General features: G+C 58.6%; 14 protein-coding genes, 1 pseudogene and 1 riboswitch. Of the genes and pseudogenes, 4 read left to right on the top strand and 11 right to left on the bottom strand.

Annotated features, from left to right (window positions below; all coding sequences use genetic code 11):
• Positions 1–32 precede the first annotated feature (32 nt).
• The 5 genes from ptsP to JCM25354_RS13355 all read right to left on the bottom strand — a co-directional run bounded on the left by ptsP (position 33) and on the right by JCM25354_RS13355 (position 4,261).
• Positions 33–1,856 (bottom strand): phosphoenolpyruvate--protein phosphotransferase, encoded by a 1,824-nt coding sequence (gene ptsP, locus JCM25354_RS13335; protein ID WP_243444075.1) that lies wholly within the window; start codon positions 1,854–1,856, stop codon positions 33–35.
• Complete coding sequence (locus tag JCM25354_RS13340) at positions 1,849–2,133, bottom strand: HPr family phosphocarrier protein (protein WP_025886369.1); 285 nt, start codon at positions 2,131–2,133, stop codon at positions 1,849–1,851. Before JCM25354_RS13340 ends, ptsP begins: the two co-directional genes overlap by 8 nt.
• On the bottom strand, positions 2,030–2,629 hold the full coding sequence (locus JCM25354_RS19075) for a PTS sugar transporter subunit IIA (protein WP_025886370.1): 600 nt from the start codon (positions 2,627–2,629) through the stop codon (positions 2,030–2,032). Before JCM25354_RS19075 ends, JCM25354_RS13340 begins: the two co-directional genes overlap by 104 nt.
• A 76-nt stretch (positions 2,630–2,705) precedes the next feature.
• The gene (gene rapZ / locus JCM25354_RS13350; RefSeq protein ID WP_025886371.1) at positions 2,706–3,677 is read right to left on the bottom strand and encodes an RNase adapter RapZ; all 972 of its coding nucleotides are present in this window, start codon (positions 3,675–3,677) and stop codon (positions 2,706–2,708) included.
• 44 nt (positions 3,678–3,721) lie between these two features.
• Positions 3,722–4,261, bottom strand: coding sequence for an HPr kinase/phosphorylase (locus JCM25354_RS13355; protein WP_148301516.1), 540 nt, complete (start codon positions 4,259–4,261; stop codon positions 3,722–3,724).
• Between JCM25354_RS13355 and JCM25354_RS13360 the strand changes: the two genes are divergently transcribed.
• Positions 4,248–4,604 carry a RidA family protein gene (locus JCM25354_RS13360; RefSeq protein ID WP_148301517.1) on the top strand — a complete coding sequence of 119 codons (357 nt, stop codon included), beginning with the start codon at positions 4,248–4,250 and terminating at the stop codon, positions 4,602–4,604. The genes JCM25354_RS13355 and JCM25354_RS13360 overlap by 14 nt on opposite strands.
• A 208-nt stretch (positions 4,605–4,812) precedes the next feature.
• Here JCM25354_RS13360 and JCM25354_RS22735 read toward each other — a convergent pair whose 3' ends face one another.
• The 6 genes and pseudogenes from JCM25354_RS22735 to JCM25354_RS13375 all read right to left on the bottom strand — a co-directional run bounded on the left by JCM25354_RS22735 (position 4,813) and on the right by JCM25354_RS13375 (position 11,042).
• Positions 4,813–5,904 carry a M61 family metallopeptidase gene (locus JCM25354_RS22735; RefSeq protein WP_243444076.1) on the bottom strand — a complete coding sequence of 364 codons (1,092 nt, stop codon included), beginning with the start codon at positions 5,902–5,904 and terminating at the stop codon, positions 4,813–4,815.
• Between the two features lie 38 nt (positions 5,905–5,942).
• Positions 5,943–6,788 (bottom strand): M61 family metallopeptidase, encoded by an 846-nt coding sequence (locus tag JCM25354_RS22740; RefSeq protein ID WP_243444077.1) that lies wholly within the window; start codon positions 6,786–6,788, stop codon positions 5,943–5,945.
• Between the two features lie 127 nt (positions 6,789–6,915).
• Positions 6,916–7,494 carry a hypothetical protein gene (locus JCM25354_RS20340; RefSeq protein WP_051537415.1) on the bottom strand — a complete coding sequence of 193 codons (579 nt, stop codon included), beginning with the start codon at positions 7,492–7,494 and terminating at the stop codon, positions 6,916–6,918.
• Entirely contained in the window at positions 7,494–8,138 is a 645-nt protein-coding gene (locus JCM25354_RS23120) for an aldehyde dehydrogenase family protein (protein WP_084294776.1), read from the bottom strand. Before JCM25354_RS23120 ends, JCM25354_RS20340 begins: the two co-directional genes overlap by 1 nt.
• Before the next feature lie 80 nt (positions 8,139–8,218).
• Positions 8,219–10,525: pseudogene (locus JCM25354_RS19085) on the bottom strand (proline dehydrogenase family protein); the annotation flags it as partial.
• 214 nt (positions 10,526–10,739) lie between these two features.
• Positions 10,740–11,042: a putative quinol monooxygenase gene (locus JCM25354_RS13375; protein WP_025886374.1), complete on the bottom strand. Its 303-nt coding sequence runs from the start codon at positions 11,040–11,042 to the stop codon at positions 10,740–10,742.
• Positions 11,043–11,103: 61 nt separating this feature from the next.
• A riboswitch (glycine riboswitch) is annotated at positions 11,104–11,193 on the top strand.
• Between the two features lie 118 nt (positions 11,194–11,311).
• Here JCM25354_RS13375 and gcvT point away from each other — a divergent pair.
• From gcvT to gcvP, 3 genes are all read left to right on the top strand, one after another.
• Entirely contained in the window at positions 11,312–12,445 is a 1,134-nt protein-coding gene (gene gcvT / locus JCM25354_RS13380; RefSeq protein WP_025886375.1) for a glycine cleavage system aminomethyltransferase GcvT, read from the top strand.
• Positions 12,446–12,473: 28 nt separating this feature from the next.
• Positions 12,474–12,839 (top strand): glycine cleavage system protein GcvH, encoded by a 366-nt coding sequence (gcvH, locus tag JCM25354_RS13385; protein ID WP_025886376.1) that lies wholly within the window; start codon positions 12,474–12,476, stop codon positions 12,837–12,839.
• A gap of 86 nt (positions 12,840–12,925) precedes the next feature.
• Positions 12,926–15,793, top strand: a complete 2,868-nt coding sequence (gene gcvP, locus JCM25354_RS13390; RefSeq protein WP_025886377.1) for an aminomethyl-transferring glycine dehydrogenase — start codon at positions 12,926–12,928, stop codon at positions 15,791–15,793.
• The last annotated feature ends 66 nt before the right edge of the window (positions 15,794–15,859 follow it).

Raw genomic sequence — 15,859 nt, forward strand, 5'->3', positions numbered from 1 at the left:
GGCCTCCGCTCTGGGGCGGAAGCCGCATCTTCCTAACTGGCGAAATTGCGTACCAGTTTCGTCAGTTCAATCGGATCTTCCATGAGTATGGCACGACGGTAGAGGTCGTCGCAGGCCTCGATGCTCAGGGAACGGATCATGCGCTTTACAGCAGGGATTGAAGCGGCGGACATCGAAAACGAGCGCAATCCCATACCGATCAGTAGAGCCACGCTGCGTGGATCAGCGGCCATCTCACCGCAGACGCAGATAGGACGATGGGAGCGCAAGGCCTCATCTACCGAGAGCCGCAGCAATCTGAGAAGGCTCGGATGAAGCGCAGTATACAGTTCTGATCCCATGGCCGCAGAGCGATCTACAGCCAGAGTGTACATGGTCAGGTCATTGGTGCCGAGTGCGAAAAAATCAGCCTGACGAACAAGCGCACCCACCGTCAGCGCGGCTGCGGGCGTCTCTATCATAATGCCAAGAGGCGGCAGTTCTCCGGACAGTTTGACGCCGCGGCGTCGAAGTCTTCTGGCGCAGCGCTCATAAATCTGTCTGGCTGCGATCACCTCGTTCACAGAGCTGATCATTGGCAGAAGAATACGACAATTTCCTTCGACACTGGCGCGCAGAATTGCACAAAGCTGGGCTTCAAGAATCTCCGGATGACGTAAAAGCAGCCTGAGACCTCTTACACCGAGAGCCGGATTTTCTTCTTCAGCTTCGTCATGAATTCCCAGTTGTCTGAGACGGGCAAGACCCTTTTCTCCGCCCCAGTCAAGGACCCTGATCGTCGTGGTCATACCCTGCATATCGGCAACAAGCTCGGCATAGGCTTCGTATTGCCCGTCCTCATCGGGCAGAGGTTCGGTTTCATCGAACAGGAATTCCGTACGCAACAAACCAATCCCTGTTGCGCCATTCCGGTGCAGCAATGGAAGCTCATTGGCGAGCTCGATATTGGCCATAAGTTCGATATCCTCGCCGCTCACCATCCGGCTCGGAAGACGACGCAAACGCCCGATACCTTTGCGCTCTTTGGCTTCTTCCGCCATCGCGCTGCGGGCTTCGGCCAGTGTCGCCGAATCAGGGTTGATCACGACTCGTCCGCTCGATCCGTCAACGATCAGGAGGCTGCCTTCCTCGACAAGATCAGTCAGATTCGGCACGGCCAGCACGGCAGGAACGTTCAGCGCGCGCAGCATGATGGCGGTATGATCTGTGGCTCCGCCCCCTTCGGAGAGTACGGCCGCTATACGGTTCGGATCAATGACAGCCGCATCGGCGGGACGGATCTGCTCCGCCACCAGAATGGACCCGCTTGGAATATCGGAAAAAGCGCGAAACGATACACCTGTCAGATTGCGCAGCAGCCTGCGGGCCACTTCCCGGAACTCGCCTTCGCGCCGTCTTGCCCCTTCTATTTCCTCTTCCGGCATGCCGGGTTGAGGGCCGGCCTTAGCAGCCAGAATGTCACTTTCGAGCTGCACGGCAGCTTCTGCGGTTAGCCCGTCCTCGGTCAGTCGGCGATGCGCGGCGCGCACCAGACGGGAATGGCTGAGCATATGTTCGTAGACGGTAAGCATTGCATCGATCTCGATGCGCCCTTCATCGGGCAGGCCACTCAGCTTGCCTCGCAGCTTCTTGAGCTGCTTAAGAGTCAGGGCAATGGCCTGATCGAGACGCGCGCTTTCCGCTTCGGCCGTAAGCTGCGAAGGCAGGGATTCGATAACGGGCAAGGGGCGTTCGAAAGTAAGGCTTGCACGCGCAATAACGACGCCGGCAGAGATTCCCGTACCCTGCAGGATTTTCATGGGCCGGTCGTCGGGCAGGGTAATATCGTTGGAGGGGCGGCGTAATCTCTTAATCACGTTCGCCGAAGCCGTCGGAAACAAGAAGGACCAGGGCATCGATGGCTGCGCTGGCCTGAGAACCACTGGCCAGAATTCTGACCATTTCACCGCGTCCGGCGCCGAGCATCATCAGTCCCATGATCGACAGCGCAGAGACGCGCTGGCCATGGCGACTGACTTCGATAACAGCATCAAAGCTTTCGGCGAGCGTGACGAATTTTGCCGCGGCACGGGCGTGAAGGCCGAGTCGGTTGACGATGGTCACATCGCGTTCCAGCGTCGGACCTGTGCTCATCGAGCGACCTGCCGCAGCGGGGCCAGAAGCGGAGGGATAGGGGGGGGTAGCTCATGGTAGTCGTCACCACCATTTCACAGCTTTTGCCGCCTTGCAAACAGGACTCGGGCAGCTGATAGGCGGCGGCAATATATTTGCGTCCTGCCATGGTGGCCAGCTCGGCGCATTCGGCCAGGCTGCGTGTGCAGCGCGTCTTTGCCAGCTTGACCAGCATCGGCACGTTGACGCCTGCCAGTACTTCAACGCGACCGTCAAGACGCAGGGACAGAGCCAGATTGGAAGGGGTGCTGCCGAACATATCGGTCAAGAGAAGCACACCATCGCCGGTATCGACCGAGCTGATGGCGGCATTGAGATGAGCGCGGGACAGAACGACATCATCATCAGGCATGATGCCCATAACGGCAATCTGGGATTGCGGCCCCATCACATGGGTGACGATTTCGAGAAGAGACTGGGCGAGAGAACCGTGGGTAACAAGAACGATCCCGATCATCGGGGCCTTCCTTCGAGGGGGCTGTAACGCCAGATCTCTGGCGACCCCACAAGATATTGGTCATCTGTCACGGTTATCAAGACGGCTCTGTCCGTATCTGTTCATCCGGTGTGACACGGTGCTGCGGGGGGCGAACCCAACGCCAGGAGCTGCGCCCCTGTCGTGCCAGTTCCCGATGCATGACGGCGATTGGTCCATCTGACAAGAGTGTAATGTCATCCGATCTGACCAGAGCACCGGCAATTTCCTCAACAAGCGTTACAGAGCGATGTTGTCCGCCAGTGCAGCCGATAGCAATTGTCGCATGCTTTTTTCCTTCGGCGACAAAGCGGGGCAGTACAAGTCTGAGTAAGGAGACAATCTGGGAAAAGAAAGAGTGGTAATCAGGATCTGTCTGCACGTATTCGCGCACGTCTTCTTCCAGGCCGGTCCGGGCCTTGAGGATGGCATCGTAATGAGGGTTGCGCAGGAAGCGCGCATCAAACACCAGATCGGCCTCACGCGGCAGGCCTGCCGGATAGGCAAAAGACAGGAGCGTGGTCGTCATCGAGTCGCCATCATTTTGATGGCCGAAACGCGACTCGATGAGACGTCGCAGATCGGGCGGCGGCAGATCAGAGGTGTCGATGACCAGATCAGCTGTACCCCGCAGGGGGGTCAGCAGATCGTTTTCCTGTTCAATACAGGCCATGAGACCTGGGCCGCTATCAGTGCTGTTATCGAGCGGATGACGCCGTCGGGTAGCGGTAAAACGACGCAGCAGCACATCGCTTTCGGCGGTGGCGTAGATCAGTTCGACATGTTGCGGACCGGGTCGGGCGCGCAGCGTGGCCAATGCGTTGAGCACGGCGCTGGCTTCGAAACCGCGCGTACGGGCATCAATACCAATAGCAAGAGGATGTTCCGTGCGGGCGACGAGTGCATCCAGCAGATTCAGAGGTGGATTATCGGTTACTTCATAACCGATATCCTCAAGAATGCGCAGAATGGAAGATTTGCCAGCCCCGGAGAGTCCCGTGACCAGCAGCACGCGTCGCGCGGAAATCACAGACCGCTTCTCCTGTCCTCAAAGCCGGGATACATGAGCTGACATTAGCTTTCTTCACGCTTCAGGGGGAAGGGGGGCAACACCTCCAAACCGCCATTCGCACCACAAAGCAGCGTGAATTCACCGCGGATACAGCGCAGGGTTGATCGTATCCGTGCGACGGCATCGGCGTGGAACGCATCAAGAGTCAGATGCCAGATGCCTGTTTCTGGATCGATGGCGTAATCAGGAAGGCGTTTCACAGGCGCATGACGTGTCAGATCGATCTGCAGCACGACCCGCGTTGCGGATAGATGCGGTATTCGCACGATGCCCAGACCGCGTATCTCGATCAGCCCGGCAAGAGCAGGAGCAGGGCGGGCATGTTCCTGTTCCATCAGAATCTGGTCGTCACCAACAAGCGCAAATCCGGCATCGATCAGACGCAGCAGAAGGCTTGATTTGCCACAACCTGATGGCCCGGTGAGAATTACGCCCAACCCCTCCCAACTGGCACAGGAAGCATGGATAGCCGGAACGGGAGCAATATCTTCCATGCATAAGCGATGGGCAGGGTCGGGATTCTGCGATATGCTCTGGGTCATGCACGATCACTCCTCATCTTCTTCCCGTCCTGTGCTGCAAGACAGTGTGACCGTTTATGGTGTGACAGGACTTGATGCTGATGGACAGGTGCCGGAGAGCCTGATCGACGAATGCCAGAACGCTCTGGCCCGTATCCGGGAAATTCTGGCCACTAATGGTCTGGTTCCAGAAGACATCACTCATCTGGCCTATATGATTCCCGACAGCAGTATTTTTGTTCCCTGCCAGCGGATCATTGCCGAAGTCCTTGGCCCCGCCTGCCCTGCCATGACGCTACGCGTCAAACCCCATTTCGATGTGCCGGGGCAGAGACTGGAATTCAATTTTATTGCGATACCGTAGATTTATGAAGAGGCCTGTTCATCAGCGCCGTGAACGAGGGGGCAACCCCGGTATCTGTACGGGAAAGGTTGAAATCTTCTACGCAGGATACGCCTGAATCGGGATGCGCTTCGGGAGTCTGATTCTTCCTGAAAGCCTTCATGAAACCCCTGGGGTATCCAGGCTTCCCTGAGAGAGTATCCGGATGAATACTCTCTCGCTTGAAGGCTTAGTGACGTGCTGAATACAGCGTTGTCAGACGGTCCGGAGTGTTCTCGATGCGTTCGAGATGGGGGTAGCGCAGGCCATCATAATAAGGGATCGAGACTGTATGATAATGTGATCCGGTCTTGACCAGCAGGGTAATGGGCGTTTTGTCGCTCCTGGCCGCTTTGACGGCATCGACCAGCCCTTCGGACGTAAAGGTATCGCCATTGACGGCGACAATCACGTCATGAATGGCGAGACCAGCCTTGTACGCCGGGCTGTCCCAGGCAACTGTGCCAAGTGATCCGTTTTTCTGGTTGATGATTACGCCAAGAGAGAAGCGCAGCGGCAAGCGGTGATAGTTCTTGCCTGCCTGGGCTTCGAAGGCGTTTTCCTTGTCGGTATAAACTAGCTTGTAACCGCCGGCTTCAAGACCGTTCAGAGGTGCGCGTTTCTGTACTGTGCTGATACGGTCATGCAGGAACCTGGCCCAGTCATACGGTACTACCTTGTTCAGGGTCAGAACGACATCATCGAATGTATAGGTGCTCACAATGATGCTGCCGTCATTCGTACCGAAAAACGCCTTGGCAAAATCATCAAGCGATTTTGTGTCATGTGAGAGCTTGCGGATCATCATGTCGGCATCGAGCCAGACCAGCTGACCTTCCACGTAATAATCTTCCGAACGCTGGAAATCGCGCCATGAGAGCGGCGAACGCTGGGCGATGATCGGGTCATTGGTGGTGTCGGCTACAGGGCGCCAGGTACGGCCCGATTGCGCGTCGTAGGTTGCAGCCATGAGTGCAAGGGAGTCGAAGCCCTGTTCCTTCGACACAAGGCCGGAGCGTGCAGCAAGAATGTTACCCCAGAACTCGGTCTGCCCTTCATAGACCCAGAGCAGAGAACCGCGCTGCGGGGCATTGAAAGTGGCACCGTACAGATCGGCAGGGCGTCGATATTTGCCGTTCCAGGAATGGGTATATTCATGCGCCAGCAGGTCGCGCTGCGGGAAGGAATGTTTCCAGTCCGTGAAATAATCCTCACTTACGCTGTCTTCGCTCGACTGATGATGCTCCAGACCGATACGGCCCAGCTCATCGGTCAGTGCCATCAGGAAGTCGTAATGCGCGTAATGCTGGGAGCCGAAAGTCAGCAGGGCCTGCGTGAGAGATTGCGATGAATCTGAAGTTCGGCATCGTCATAGGCCAGATCACCCGGCTTGTCGGCCACCATGTTGAGTGTGACCGGCACGCCGCCCGGTGCGTTAAGGGCGACCTTTTTGAAATAGGCGCCCGCAAAAATCGGTGAATCGACCAGTGTGTTATAGGGCACGGTACCGAAGGTCAGGGTGTCGCCCACAGCAGGACCTGTCGGGCGCAGAGCCGTGGCTGCCTGCCAGCCATGAGGCAGCTTCACGCTCGCTTGGACAGGAATATTGCGTGAGTAGTAACCGGCTGGATAGAGGGAGACCTCGTTCCACTGCACGTTCACGATATGAGGTGTCATGACAACGCGCCCCTCATTATCGGTCACGGGCGAAAGCAGATTGAAATCGACATCAATCTGGGTCTGCGCCTTTGTAACAGGAACATGGAAGGCAAAGACATCCACCGGGTCACGCAGCCAGGAAAGGGGTTTGCCTTCAGAGGTAATCTTCAGGCCGCCCAGCTGGGTAATAGTGCCTTCGGGTGCATGGCCTCCCGGAATCCATTTCGGATAGAGAAGAACGAGATCGCCTGCTTCACGCGCCGATTGTGGCACGGGCAGGGTTTCATGCATGGTCATGACGTGATGGGCAAGGTCGGTCGCATTGACGCTGAGCTTGAGCGTACCTGGAAAAGCGACGTCCTTGGCCTGAGGGAGTGGTGAGGGAAGCGGCGTCGCTTCGGGCTGGGGCTGATCATGTTGAGGCTGGGCAGCCAGCGCAGGCAGAACGCGCGTGCCCAGTAACAGGACGGTCAGGAATGTGCCGGCGCGGAAGAGACGGATAGTCAAGCGGGGGTACTCCGAGAGAGGTTCGGGCTGGATCAATACATTAACAGAACGGAAACAGACCCGCGTGACAACCCGTAACGAAGGTTTTATTGCGATGAAGGACAGGCTCTTTGTGATGTCAGGGAGATCAGGAGCCTGCGACCAGAGCAAGATCGGCACCGATGGCAGCATGATTGAAGGTTGTGACCACCTCGCTCAGTAACCATTCGGGCTGTACTGTATCAAGATCGTAAACAGGCACGACCCGGCCTTCACGCGCCGTGATGGTCAGAGCCGCCTGTTCTGCTGTTTCGGCACCACGCTGGATCAGCATGACGTCGCATTCTGGCAGGGCGCCCGGATTGACGCGGGTGATCAGATTGGCAAGCTGACGTGACACCTGGCGTAGCCATTCAACCGCCGGATCAGGGGCAAGGACCAGAACCGAATTGCCGGTACCAAGAGCCAGACCCACGGCATGAAGCAAAGCTGGCCAGCTCTCACAGGCGCAAAGTACGATTCCCTTGGGGCGCAGGGTGTAGCGGTTCGTTTCGCCGGATATGGCAGGCAGGTCGAGGCTGAGTCCGCACAGGCCATGAGCAATGACAGCGCGTACCTTCCGTGCCGAGGGCGGGTCACGTGGTTCGAGAAAGGCCAGAAACGCGCGTGCGGCTGATGGTACGGGGGCTGTTGTTTCTGCCGTGAGCGGGCAGGGTGCCCCATGCATCAGACGCGGCAGAAGAAGAGGCCCGCCCAGCTTGGGCCCCGATCCGGAAAGCCCATGCCCTCCGAAGGGCTGCATTCCCACAGTCGCGCCGATGATCGGACGATTGACATAGATATTACCTGCCGAATGCGGGCGCAGGCGCGTTCCACCGTGTCACGCAAATGGCTTTGTACGCCAAAAGTGAGCGCGTAGCCGGTAGCGTTCAGAGCATCGATAACCCCGTCGAGTTCGTGGCGGGCATAGCGCCTGATATGCAGAACCGGTCCGAAAACCTCGGGGCCGATATCGGCCACACGCCCTATTTCGATCAGGGTTGGCGCCACGAAATGGCCATTCAGGGTCTCGGCCTGCAGATCTGGCTGCCAGACACGATAACCCGCTCGTCTCATACGATCGACATGGTCTTCGATACGGGTTCGGGCGGCAGCCGAGATAACCGGTCCTATATCGCATTTCAGCTGATCAGGGGCGCCTACATGGCGTGCGCTGATGGCTGACTGGAGCGCCTGGATCAGTGCATCTGCTCCCTCTTCCTGCACCAGAAGCACACGAAGCGAGGCACTGCGCTGACCTGCGCTGTCAAAAGCGGAAACCAGAATATCGGGAACGACTTGTTGTGGCGAAACCGTGCTGTCCACCAGCATGGCATTCTGCCCGCTTGTATCAGCAAGAAGAGGGACGGGCTGACCAGTGCGTCCTGTACGGCCAAGCAATTCACGCTGATGGTTTTTGCGACTGCAGTCGAGCCGGTAAATAATACGCCATCGATACGGGAATCAGCTACGAGAGAGGCACCGACATTGCCTTCGCCGGGCAGAAGCTGAAGGGCCCTTGCCGGGAGACCGGTTTCGAGAAACAGCGTGACGAGATGGGCGGCAATCAATGGTGTTTCTTCTGCTGGCTTGGCGATCACGGCATTGCCAGCAGCAAGAGCGACAGCAATCTGGCCGATGAAGCTTGCCAGAGGAAAATTCCAGGGGCTGATGCACAGGATTGTCCCGAGTGGTGCACCGATCAGCCCCGTTTCCGAAAGGGTACGAAGCCGGGAGGCGTAGTAACGCAACAAATCAATTGCCTCGCGCAATTCGTTACATGCACCGGCGAGAGATTTGCCTCCTTCACGTATCAGAAGCGCGAGAAGAGGATTCTGATCCTGTTCCAGTGTTTCAGCCAGGCGATCGAGCTGAATGGCACGGTCCTCGGCTGACATACGCCGCCAGATCTGATCAGTCTCGGCAGCGTTGAGCGCAGCATCGATATCGCGCGGTCGGGCATAATGCGTGATGCCCACCTGATCGGTATGGTTGGCGGGATTACGAATTGGATGTGAGCGCCCTTCTACCCTGGGCATGGCTGGTCCCATGGGGCCAGCCTGAAACGCATGCAATGTGTCGGGCAGGGTCGTGGCGAAGAAATTCAGGGTCAGATCATCATTCAGATCAGGCGCGTGTGCCTTCTGGCGTTCCGGTAGCGTCAGATCGCAGGGTAGGGAGATGGTGGTATTGGGCATACCATGCGGGAGAAAGCTGCGTGTCTGGTTGACCGGATCCGCAATCAGTTCGTCCAGGGTCACGGATCCGTTCGCGGCCTGATTGAGGAAGGACGAAGGGGAGCCAGCTTCGATCAGACGTCGTATGAGAAAAGGTGCAAACTGGTGATCAGCGCCTATCGGCATCAGGACACGGCATTGAGCGATGCGCATATGTGGCTGAACGAGCGGTGCATACAGCGTTTCGCCCATACCATGTCGACAGCCGAATTCATACAGGTCGGGCTTCCAGGGAGATGCCAGCGTCTGGATCGTAGCAATGCTGCGTGCGTTATGGGTGGCGAACTGGGGGTAAAGCGCATCAGGGGCTTCTAGCGCTCGTCTGGCGCAGGCGATGAAGCTGACATCACTGTGGCATTTGCGTGTGAATACCGGATAATCGCGCGCTGCTTGCGCCTGGCTTTGCCGGATTTCCTTCTCCCAGTAATCGCCTTTTACCAGACGCAATGTGATGCGTCGGTCGGTCTCAAGACTAAGTGTTATCAGATGATCGATCAGGGGAAGCGCACGCTTGTCATAGGCCTGGACCGTAAAGCCAAGCCCATTCCAGCCGTTCAGCTCGGGCATGTGACACAAAGCGTCGAACAGATCGAGGCTCAGGCCGAGCGTATCGCTGGTCTCGGCATCAAAAACCAGCTGGATATTGCCGCTCTTGGCGCGCAAGGCGAGTTCGACGAGAAAAGGCTGAAGCCTGCTCATTACCTGCGCTGTCTGGCTGCGTTCGAAGCGCGGATGCAGAGCGGAGAGCCTGAGTGACAGGGAGGGGCGATCATAGAGTGCCACGCCCCGGGCATGCCGTCCCAGGGACTCGATCATTGCCATAACCTCGCGCCCCGCACGATCGGCTTCTTCGGTTGTCAGGGCCGTTTCATGCAGGGCAGCAAAGGCGAGTGAAAATCCTTTCTCTTCGGCCTTTCGGCTGCGTCTGAGCGCCTGGGAAAGGGTCTCGGCCAGTACAAACTGACTGCCCATCATGGTAATGGCGCGCTCGACCCCATGGCGGATGAAAGGTGCGCCACTTTTCATGGCGAGGCGGCGCAGCCCTCCTGTCAGATTGTGCAGGCGGGATGAGGTGGACATGGCCCAGCTCGCGGCGTTGAGAAAGAAAGGGTGGTCTTGCCCGCCATGCTGCAGCCAGGCGCCCTGACTGATCTGATCGCGAATTACTGTGTCGCGTGTGGCCGAATCGGGGATGCGTAACAAGGTTCCGGCGAGGCAGAACAGGGCTTTCCCTTCAGGCGAAGTAAGAGGAAAAGCCTGAACCATGCTTTCCACGCCGTTCCTGTCGTCATGATGACGCAGATGAGTGGCCAGAAAGCGCGCCTGCTGCTCTATCTGTTCCAGAAACGGCTCACCCAGAGTTGCGCTGACCAGCAGGGCAGCAAGTGCCTCGGCTTCCGGCAGACGGTTCGCGCGGGTGATTGCTTCCCGCGACGGGGAAAGCCCTGCCATTGAGGGAAGGAAGCAGGAAAACGGTGTCATGCTGTCTCAGTCACGCAGGAACCTAAAAAGACAGATTAGGCGAGGGTTTGGATGGCGAAAACCCTTTGCGTTCTTCTCTGGTCGTTACGTCTGAGTCATGTGCGATCCTGTCGCCTGATCCCGAGGGAAGAAGGTATGAAAAAAGGGGCATTCAGGCCCCTTTCGCCAATGCCGTTTACCCCTGTTGCCAGGCGGAGGGTACAGCCCCTCTATCTCAGGGATGCTGATGGGTGAAAAAGCGGACATTGCGCTCCTCGATCTTGAGATCGCGAAGAGCAGCAGCGAATTTCTCGAAATGGGGTGTCTTGAGGTGGGCATCAAAAGCAGGTCGGCCCGTATAGACTTCGTGCAGGACAATAATATCCGAGGCATCCTGCTGGGTGAGTACGTCAAAGGTCAGACAGCCTTCTTCATCAGCCAGTGAACGATCGCTGTCATAGCGACATATTTCCAGAAAGGCCTCGAAGCTCTCGGCGGGAGCCGCAAATTCTGCGATGACCGTGAAATGCTGTGACATGACTTCAAATCCCTCTCGTTTCCTGAATTGACTTTTCAGCCCTAATCCTGCGAAGAGTAAACACCGATTCACGGGAGAGACCGGACACTTTTCCGGCGCCGAAGGAGCAACCGCCCCGGAAACTCTCAGGCAAAAGGACCGCGATCGGCTGGAACTTCTGGAGAGAGGCATTCCCGTGGGATGTCCGCCGACGGGATAGCGATCTCAGGCAAAGGTGACAGAAGGGGCGACGATTTTTCTCGCTTCCTGTTTCCGGGGGATTCTGTCCTATGTCCGACGCGCTTCTTTTCACGCCGCTGAATGCCCTGCATCTTGAACTCGGGGCGCGTATGGTGCCGTTCGCGGGCTATTCCATGCCTCTGCAATATCCGGCCGGGCTGATGACCGAGCACCTGCATACGCGCGGCAAGGCCGGGCTGTTCGATGTGTCCCATATGGGTCAGCTGCGCGTCACGTCGCGCACAGCCACGCTCGAAGACGCCGCTCTGGCGCTGGAATCCCTCATCCCTGTCGATCTGGCCGGGCTCGGCGTCAACCGCCAGCGTTACGGCTTCCTGACCAATGAGAAGGGCGGCATTCGCGACGATCTGATGGTCGCCAATATGGGTGACTGGCTGTTTGTGGTCGTCAATGCCTCCTGCAAGGCAGCCGATACCGCCCTGATGCAGGCAGAGCTTGGTGATCGCATCGTGATTGAGACCCTTGCTGACCGTGCGCTCCTTGCCCTGCAAGGCCCGGAAGCCGTGCATGTTCTGGCTGATCTCTGCCCCGAAGCGGAAGCCATGCGTTTCATGGATGCGATCGAGGCCGATGTGGACGGCGTGCGTTGCACGGTCACGCGTTCGGGTTATACGGGCGAAGATGGTTTTGAAATCGGCATTCCGGCCGAGCACGCCGAGCAGATTGCCCGTGCCCTGCTGGCCGATGAACGTGTATTGCCGATCGGGCTGGGTGCCCGCGACAGCCTGCGTCTGGAATCAGGATTGTGCCTCTACGGTAATGATCTGGATGAAACTACGACCCCGGTTGAGGCGGCGCTTACCTGGGCCATGCAGAAAAGCCGTCGTGAAGGCGGTGTCCGTGCAGGTGGCTATCCGGGTGCAGAAATCATTATGGGACAGGCCCGTGATGGCGTGTCACGTCTGCGTGTAGGGCTTGCTGCTGAAGGTCGGGCGCCCATACGTGGTGGTACAGAGCTTTTTGCCGATGCCAAGGGCACGCAGAAAGTCGGTGTGGTCACTTCTGGCGCCTTCGGCCCCAGCGTGAATGCTCCTGTCGCCATGGGCTATGTGGCCACCGCTCATGCCGCCATCGGTACCGTTCTTTACGGCGCGCTGCGCGGCAAGTTCGTGCCGGTTCAGGTGCGCGCCCTGCCTTTCGTTCCTCCTGGTTTCAAACGCTGAAAACCATCTCACAGAGAAAGACCTCGTCATGAGCACCACCTATTATACCCCGTCCCATGAATGGATCCGTCTTGAAGGCGAGATCGCGACCGTCGGCATCACCGGTCACGCTGCCGAAGAGCTGGGCGAGCTGGTTTTTGTCGAAGCCAAGGACGAGGGCACTGAAGTCGCCCAGGGCGATGCCGCTGCCGTAGTCGAATCCGTGAAAGCAGCTTCCGATATCTATGCGCCGGTGAGCGGCGTTCTGGCCGGTTTCAATGCCCGTCTGAGCGATGAGCCGACACTGGTGGGTGCCGATCCGGAAGGTGACGGCTGGATCTTCAAGCTGCGTGTCACCGATTCTGCCCAGCTCGAAGCCCTGCTTGATGCCGAGGCGTACAAGGCTTCTCTCTGAATCTGACCGACAAAGGTGGCATATTGTGCCGCCTTTGCTTTCTTGACCCGTGACCGACCCCGTTCCCGACGAGGATTTGCCGAGACGTGACCCGTAACGCTCCCCTTTGGCCCAGTCAGGCTGCCGATCAATTCGTTTCCCGCCATAACGGGCCACGCCCCGGCGAAGTCGTTGCCATGCTCGAAACGCTTGGCGTTTCCAGCATCGACGCGCTGATTGAACAGACGGTTCCAGCTGCCATTCTTGACCGCAAGGCTTCCGGCATTGGTCCGGCTTTGACTGAGAGCGAGGCTCTGGCCCGTCTGAAACAGATCGCCAGCCGCAATGTCGTCATGCAGTCCATGATCGGGCAGGGCTATCACGGCACGGTTCTGCCGCCGGTGATCCAGCGCAATATCCTTGAAAATCCGGCCTGGTATACGGCCTATACGCCTTATCAGCCCGAAATCAGCCAGGGTCGTCTTGAGGCACTGCTCAATTTCCAGACGCTGGTCTGTGATCTGACCGGTCTCGATATCGCCAATGCGTCTCTGCTTGACGAAGCCACGGCCTGCGCCGAGGCGATGGCGCTCGCCCAGCGCAATGCCAAGACCAAGAGCACGGTTTTCTTCGTCGATGCCGACACGCACCCGCAGACGCTCGCCGTGCTGCGCACCCGTGCCGAACCGCTGGGCTGGACCATCGTGGTGGGCGATCCCGAGACCGATCTGCAAGAAGCAGACGTGTTTGGCGCACTGCTTTCCTATCCCGGCAGCTCGGGCGAAATCCGCGATTTCCGCAGCGTGATCAACGCCCTGCACGCCAAGGGTGCCGTCGCGGCCATGACCTGCGACCCGCTGGCGCTTGTCATGCTTGAAGCACCGGGCAAGCTCGGCGCCGATATCGCCATCGGTTCGATGCAGCGTTTCGGCGTGCCGATGGGTTTTGGTGGACCCCATGCCGGGTTTATGGCCGTTCGCGATGCCTATAAGCGCACCATGCCGGGCCGTCTTGTCGGTGTGTCACGCGACAGCCGTGGCGCCCCGGCCTATCGTCTGGCGCTTCAGACCCGCGAGCAGCATATCCGTCGCGAAAAGGCGACATCGAATATCTGCACGGCGCAGGTGCTTCTGGCTGTCATCGCCTCGATGTATGCGGTCTATCATGGCCCCGAAGGGCTACGTGCCATCGCCCATCGCGTGAACCGTCTCGCCTCCATTCTGGCCCAGGGCCTGCGTGAACTCGCGGTGAAGGTCGAAACGAGCGTTTTCTTCGACACGATCACCATCGACGCCGGCGAATCTGCTGCGCTCGTGCTTGAACGTGCCCGCAAGGCGGGAATCAATCTGCGCGATGCAGGCAATGGTCGTCTGGGCATATCCTGTGACGAAACCACACAGCCCGACCACATCAAGGCGTTGTGGCGCTGCGTCTGCCCGGATGATGCGCGTCTGGCTGCGCTGGAAGCGAAGCTCGACGGCGCAACCACCATTCCGGCTTCCCTGCAGCGCAGCGGGACTTTCCTGACGGCAGCCGTGTTCCACGCCCATCGTTCCGAAACCGATCTGCTGCGCTATATGCGCCGCCTGTCGGATATGGATCTGGCGTTGGACCGTACCATGATCCCGCTCGGCTCCTGTACTATGAAGCTGAACGCGACCGCCGAGATGATCCCCATTACCTGGCCGGAATTCGGTGCGCTGCATCCTTTCGCGCCTGCCGATCAGACGGAAGGCTACCACGAGCTGTTCGGTATTCTCGAACACGCGCTCTGCGCCGTCAGCGGTTATGATGCCGTGTCGCTTCAGCCGAATTCGGGCGCGCAGGGTGAATATGCCGGTTTGCTGGCCATTCGCGCCTATCATCAGGCCAATGGCCAGAGCGAACGCGATGTCTGCCTGATCCCGGCCTCGGCCCATGGCACCAATCCGGCTTCGGCCCAGATGGTCGGCATGCGCGTGGTCGTCACGGCTTGCGATGCCGCGGGCAATGTCGATCTCGACGATCTGCGCAAGAAGATTGCCCAGCATGAGGGGCGTATTGCGGCCCTCATGCTGACGTACCCCTCGACCCATGGCGTGTTCGAGGAAGCCGTGATGGAAATCTGCGACCTCGTTCACGAGGCGGGCGGTCAGGTCTATCTCGACGGGGCGAACATGAACGCTCAGGTCGGGCTAGCCCGTCCCGGGCTTTATGGCGCGGATGTCTCGCATTTCAATCTGCACAAGACCTTCTGCATTCCGCATGGCGGCGGTGGTCCCGGCATGGGCCCGATCGGCGTCAAGGCGCATCTCGCCCCGCATCTGCCGGGTCGCCCCGAAAAGGGCGACGCACGCGCCGTGTCAGCCGCGCCTTTCGGTTCGGCCTCGATCCTGCCGATTTCGGTCGCCTATGTGCTGATGATGGGCGATGACGGGCTGCGTGAAGCCACCGAAATGGCAATCCTCAACGCCAACTACATCGCGGCCCGCCTCGAGGGGCATTATCCGGTGCTCTATCGTGGCAGCAACGGTCGCACGGCGCATGAATGCATTATCGATCTCCGTCCTTTGAAGGATGCGGTCGGCGTCACCGTGGATGATATCGCCAAGCGCCTGATCGACCATGGTTTCCATGCACCGACGGTCAGTTTTCCGGTTGCCGGCACGTTCATGATCGAGCCGACCGAGTCCGAAGGCAAGGCTGAGCTGGACCGCTTCTGTGATGCGATGATCGCCATCCGTCAGGAGATCGCAGCGATCGAAGCCGGCAAGATTGCGATGGAAGCCAGCCCGCTGCGTCATGCGCCTCATAGCACCGCCGATCTCGTCGGTGAGTGGGACCGCGCTTATGACCGCATGCAGGGTTGTTTCCCGAACGGTCTCGACCGTGTGAAGTATTTCGCGCCGGTCAACCGTATCGATAATGCCTGGGGCGACCGCAACCTGGTCTGCTCCTGCCCGGATATCTCTACTTACGCTGAAGCAGCGGAGTAAAAGAGCTTGTTCCCCGTCTCCTTGTGGGGCGGGGGATCTTCTTTTTCTGAAGATAGAGAAAAGACT

This window comes from Asaia prunellae JCM 25354, from assembly GCF_000613885.1.
In the GTDB taxonomy this organism is placed as follows: Bacteria; Pseudomonadota; Alphaproteobacteria; order Acetobacterales; family Acetobacteraceae; genus Asaia; species Asaia prunellae.

Coding starts and splice junctions, on each gene's coding strand:
- JCM25354_RS13340 (WP_025886369.1), bottom strand. CDS start 2,133: ATGAGCACAGGTCCGACGCTGGAACGCGATGTGACCATCGTCAACCGA.
- JCM25354_RS19075 (WP_025886370.1), bottom strand. CDS start 2,629: ATGATCGGGATCGTTCTTGTTACCCACGGTTCTCTCGCCCAGTCTCTT.
- JCM25354_RS13360 (WP_148301517.1), top strand. CDS start 4,248: ATGCTCTGGGTCATGCACGATCACTCCTCATCTTCTTCCCGTCCTGTG.
- JCM25354_RS13355 (WP_148301516.1), bottom strand. CDS start 4,261: ATGACCCAGAGCATATCGCAGAATCCCGACCCTGCCCATCGCTTATGC.
- JCM25354_RS22735 (WP_243444076.1), bottom strand. CDS start 5,904: ATGGCACTGACCGATGAGCTGGGCCGTATCGGTCTGGAGCATCATCAG.
- JCM25354_RS20340 (WP_051537415.1), bottom strand. CDS start 7,494: ATGCATGGGGCACCCTGCCCGCTCACGGCAGAAACAACAGCCCCCGTA.
- JCM25354_RS23120 (WP_084294776.1), bottom strand. CDS start 8,138: ATGCTGGTGGACAGCACGGTTTCGCCACAACAAGTCGTTCCCGATATT.
- JCM25354_RS13375 (WP_025886374.1), bottom strand. CDS start 11,042: ATGTCACAGCATTTCACGGTCATCGCAGAATTTGCGGCTCCCGCCGAG.
- gcvT (WP_025886375.1), top strand. CDS start 11,312: ATGTCCGACGCGCTTCTTTTCACGCCGCTGAATGCCCTGCATCTTGAA.
- gcvH (WP_025886376.1), top strand. CDS start 12,474: ATGAGCACCACCTATTATACCCCGTCCCATGAATGGATCCGTCTTGAA.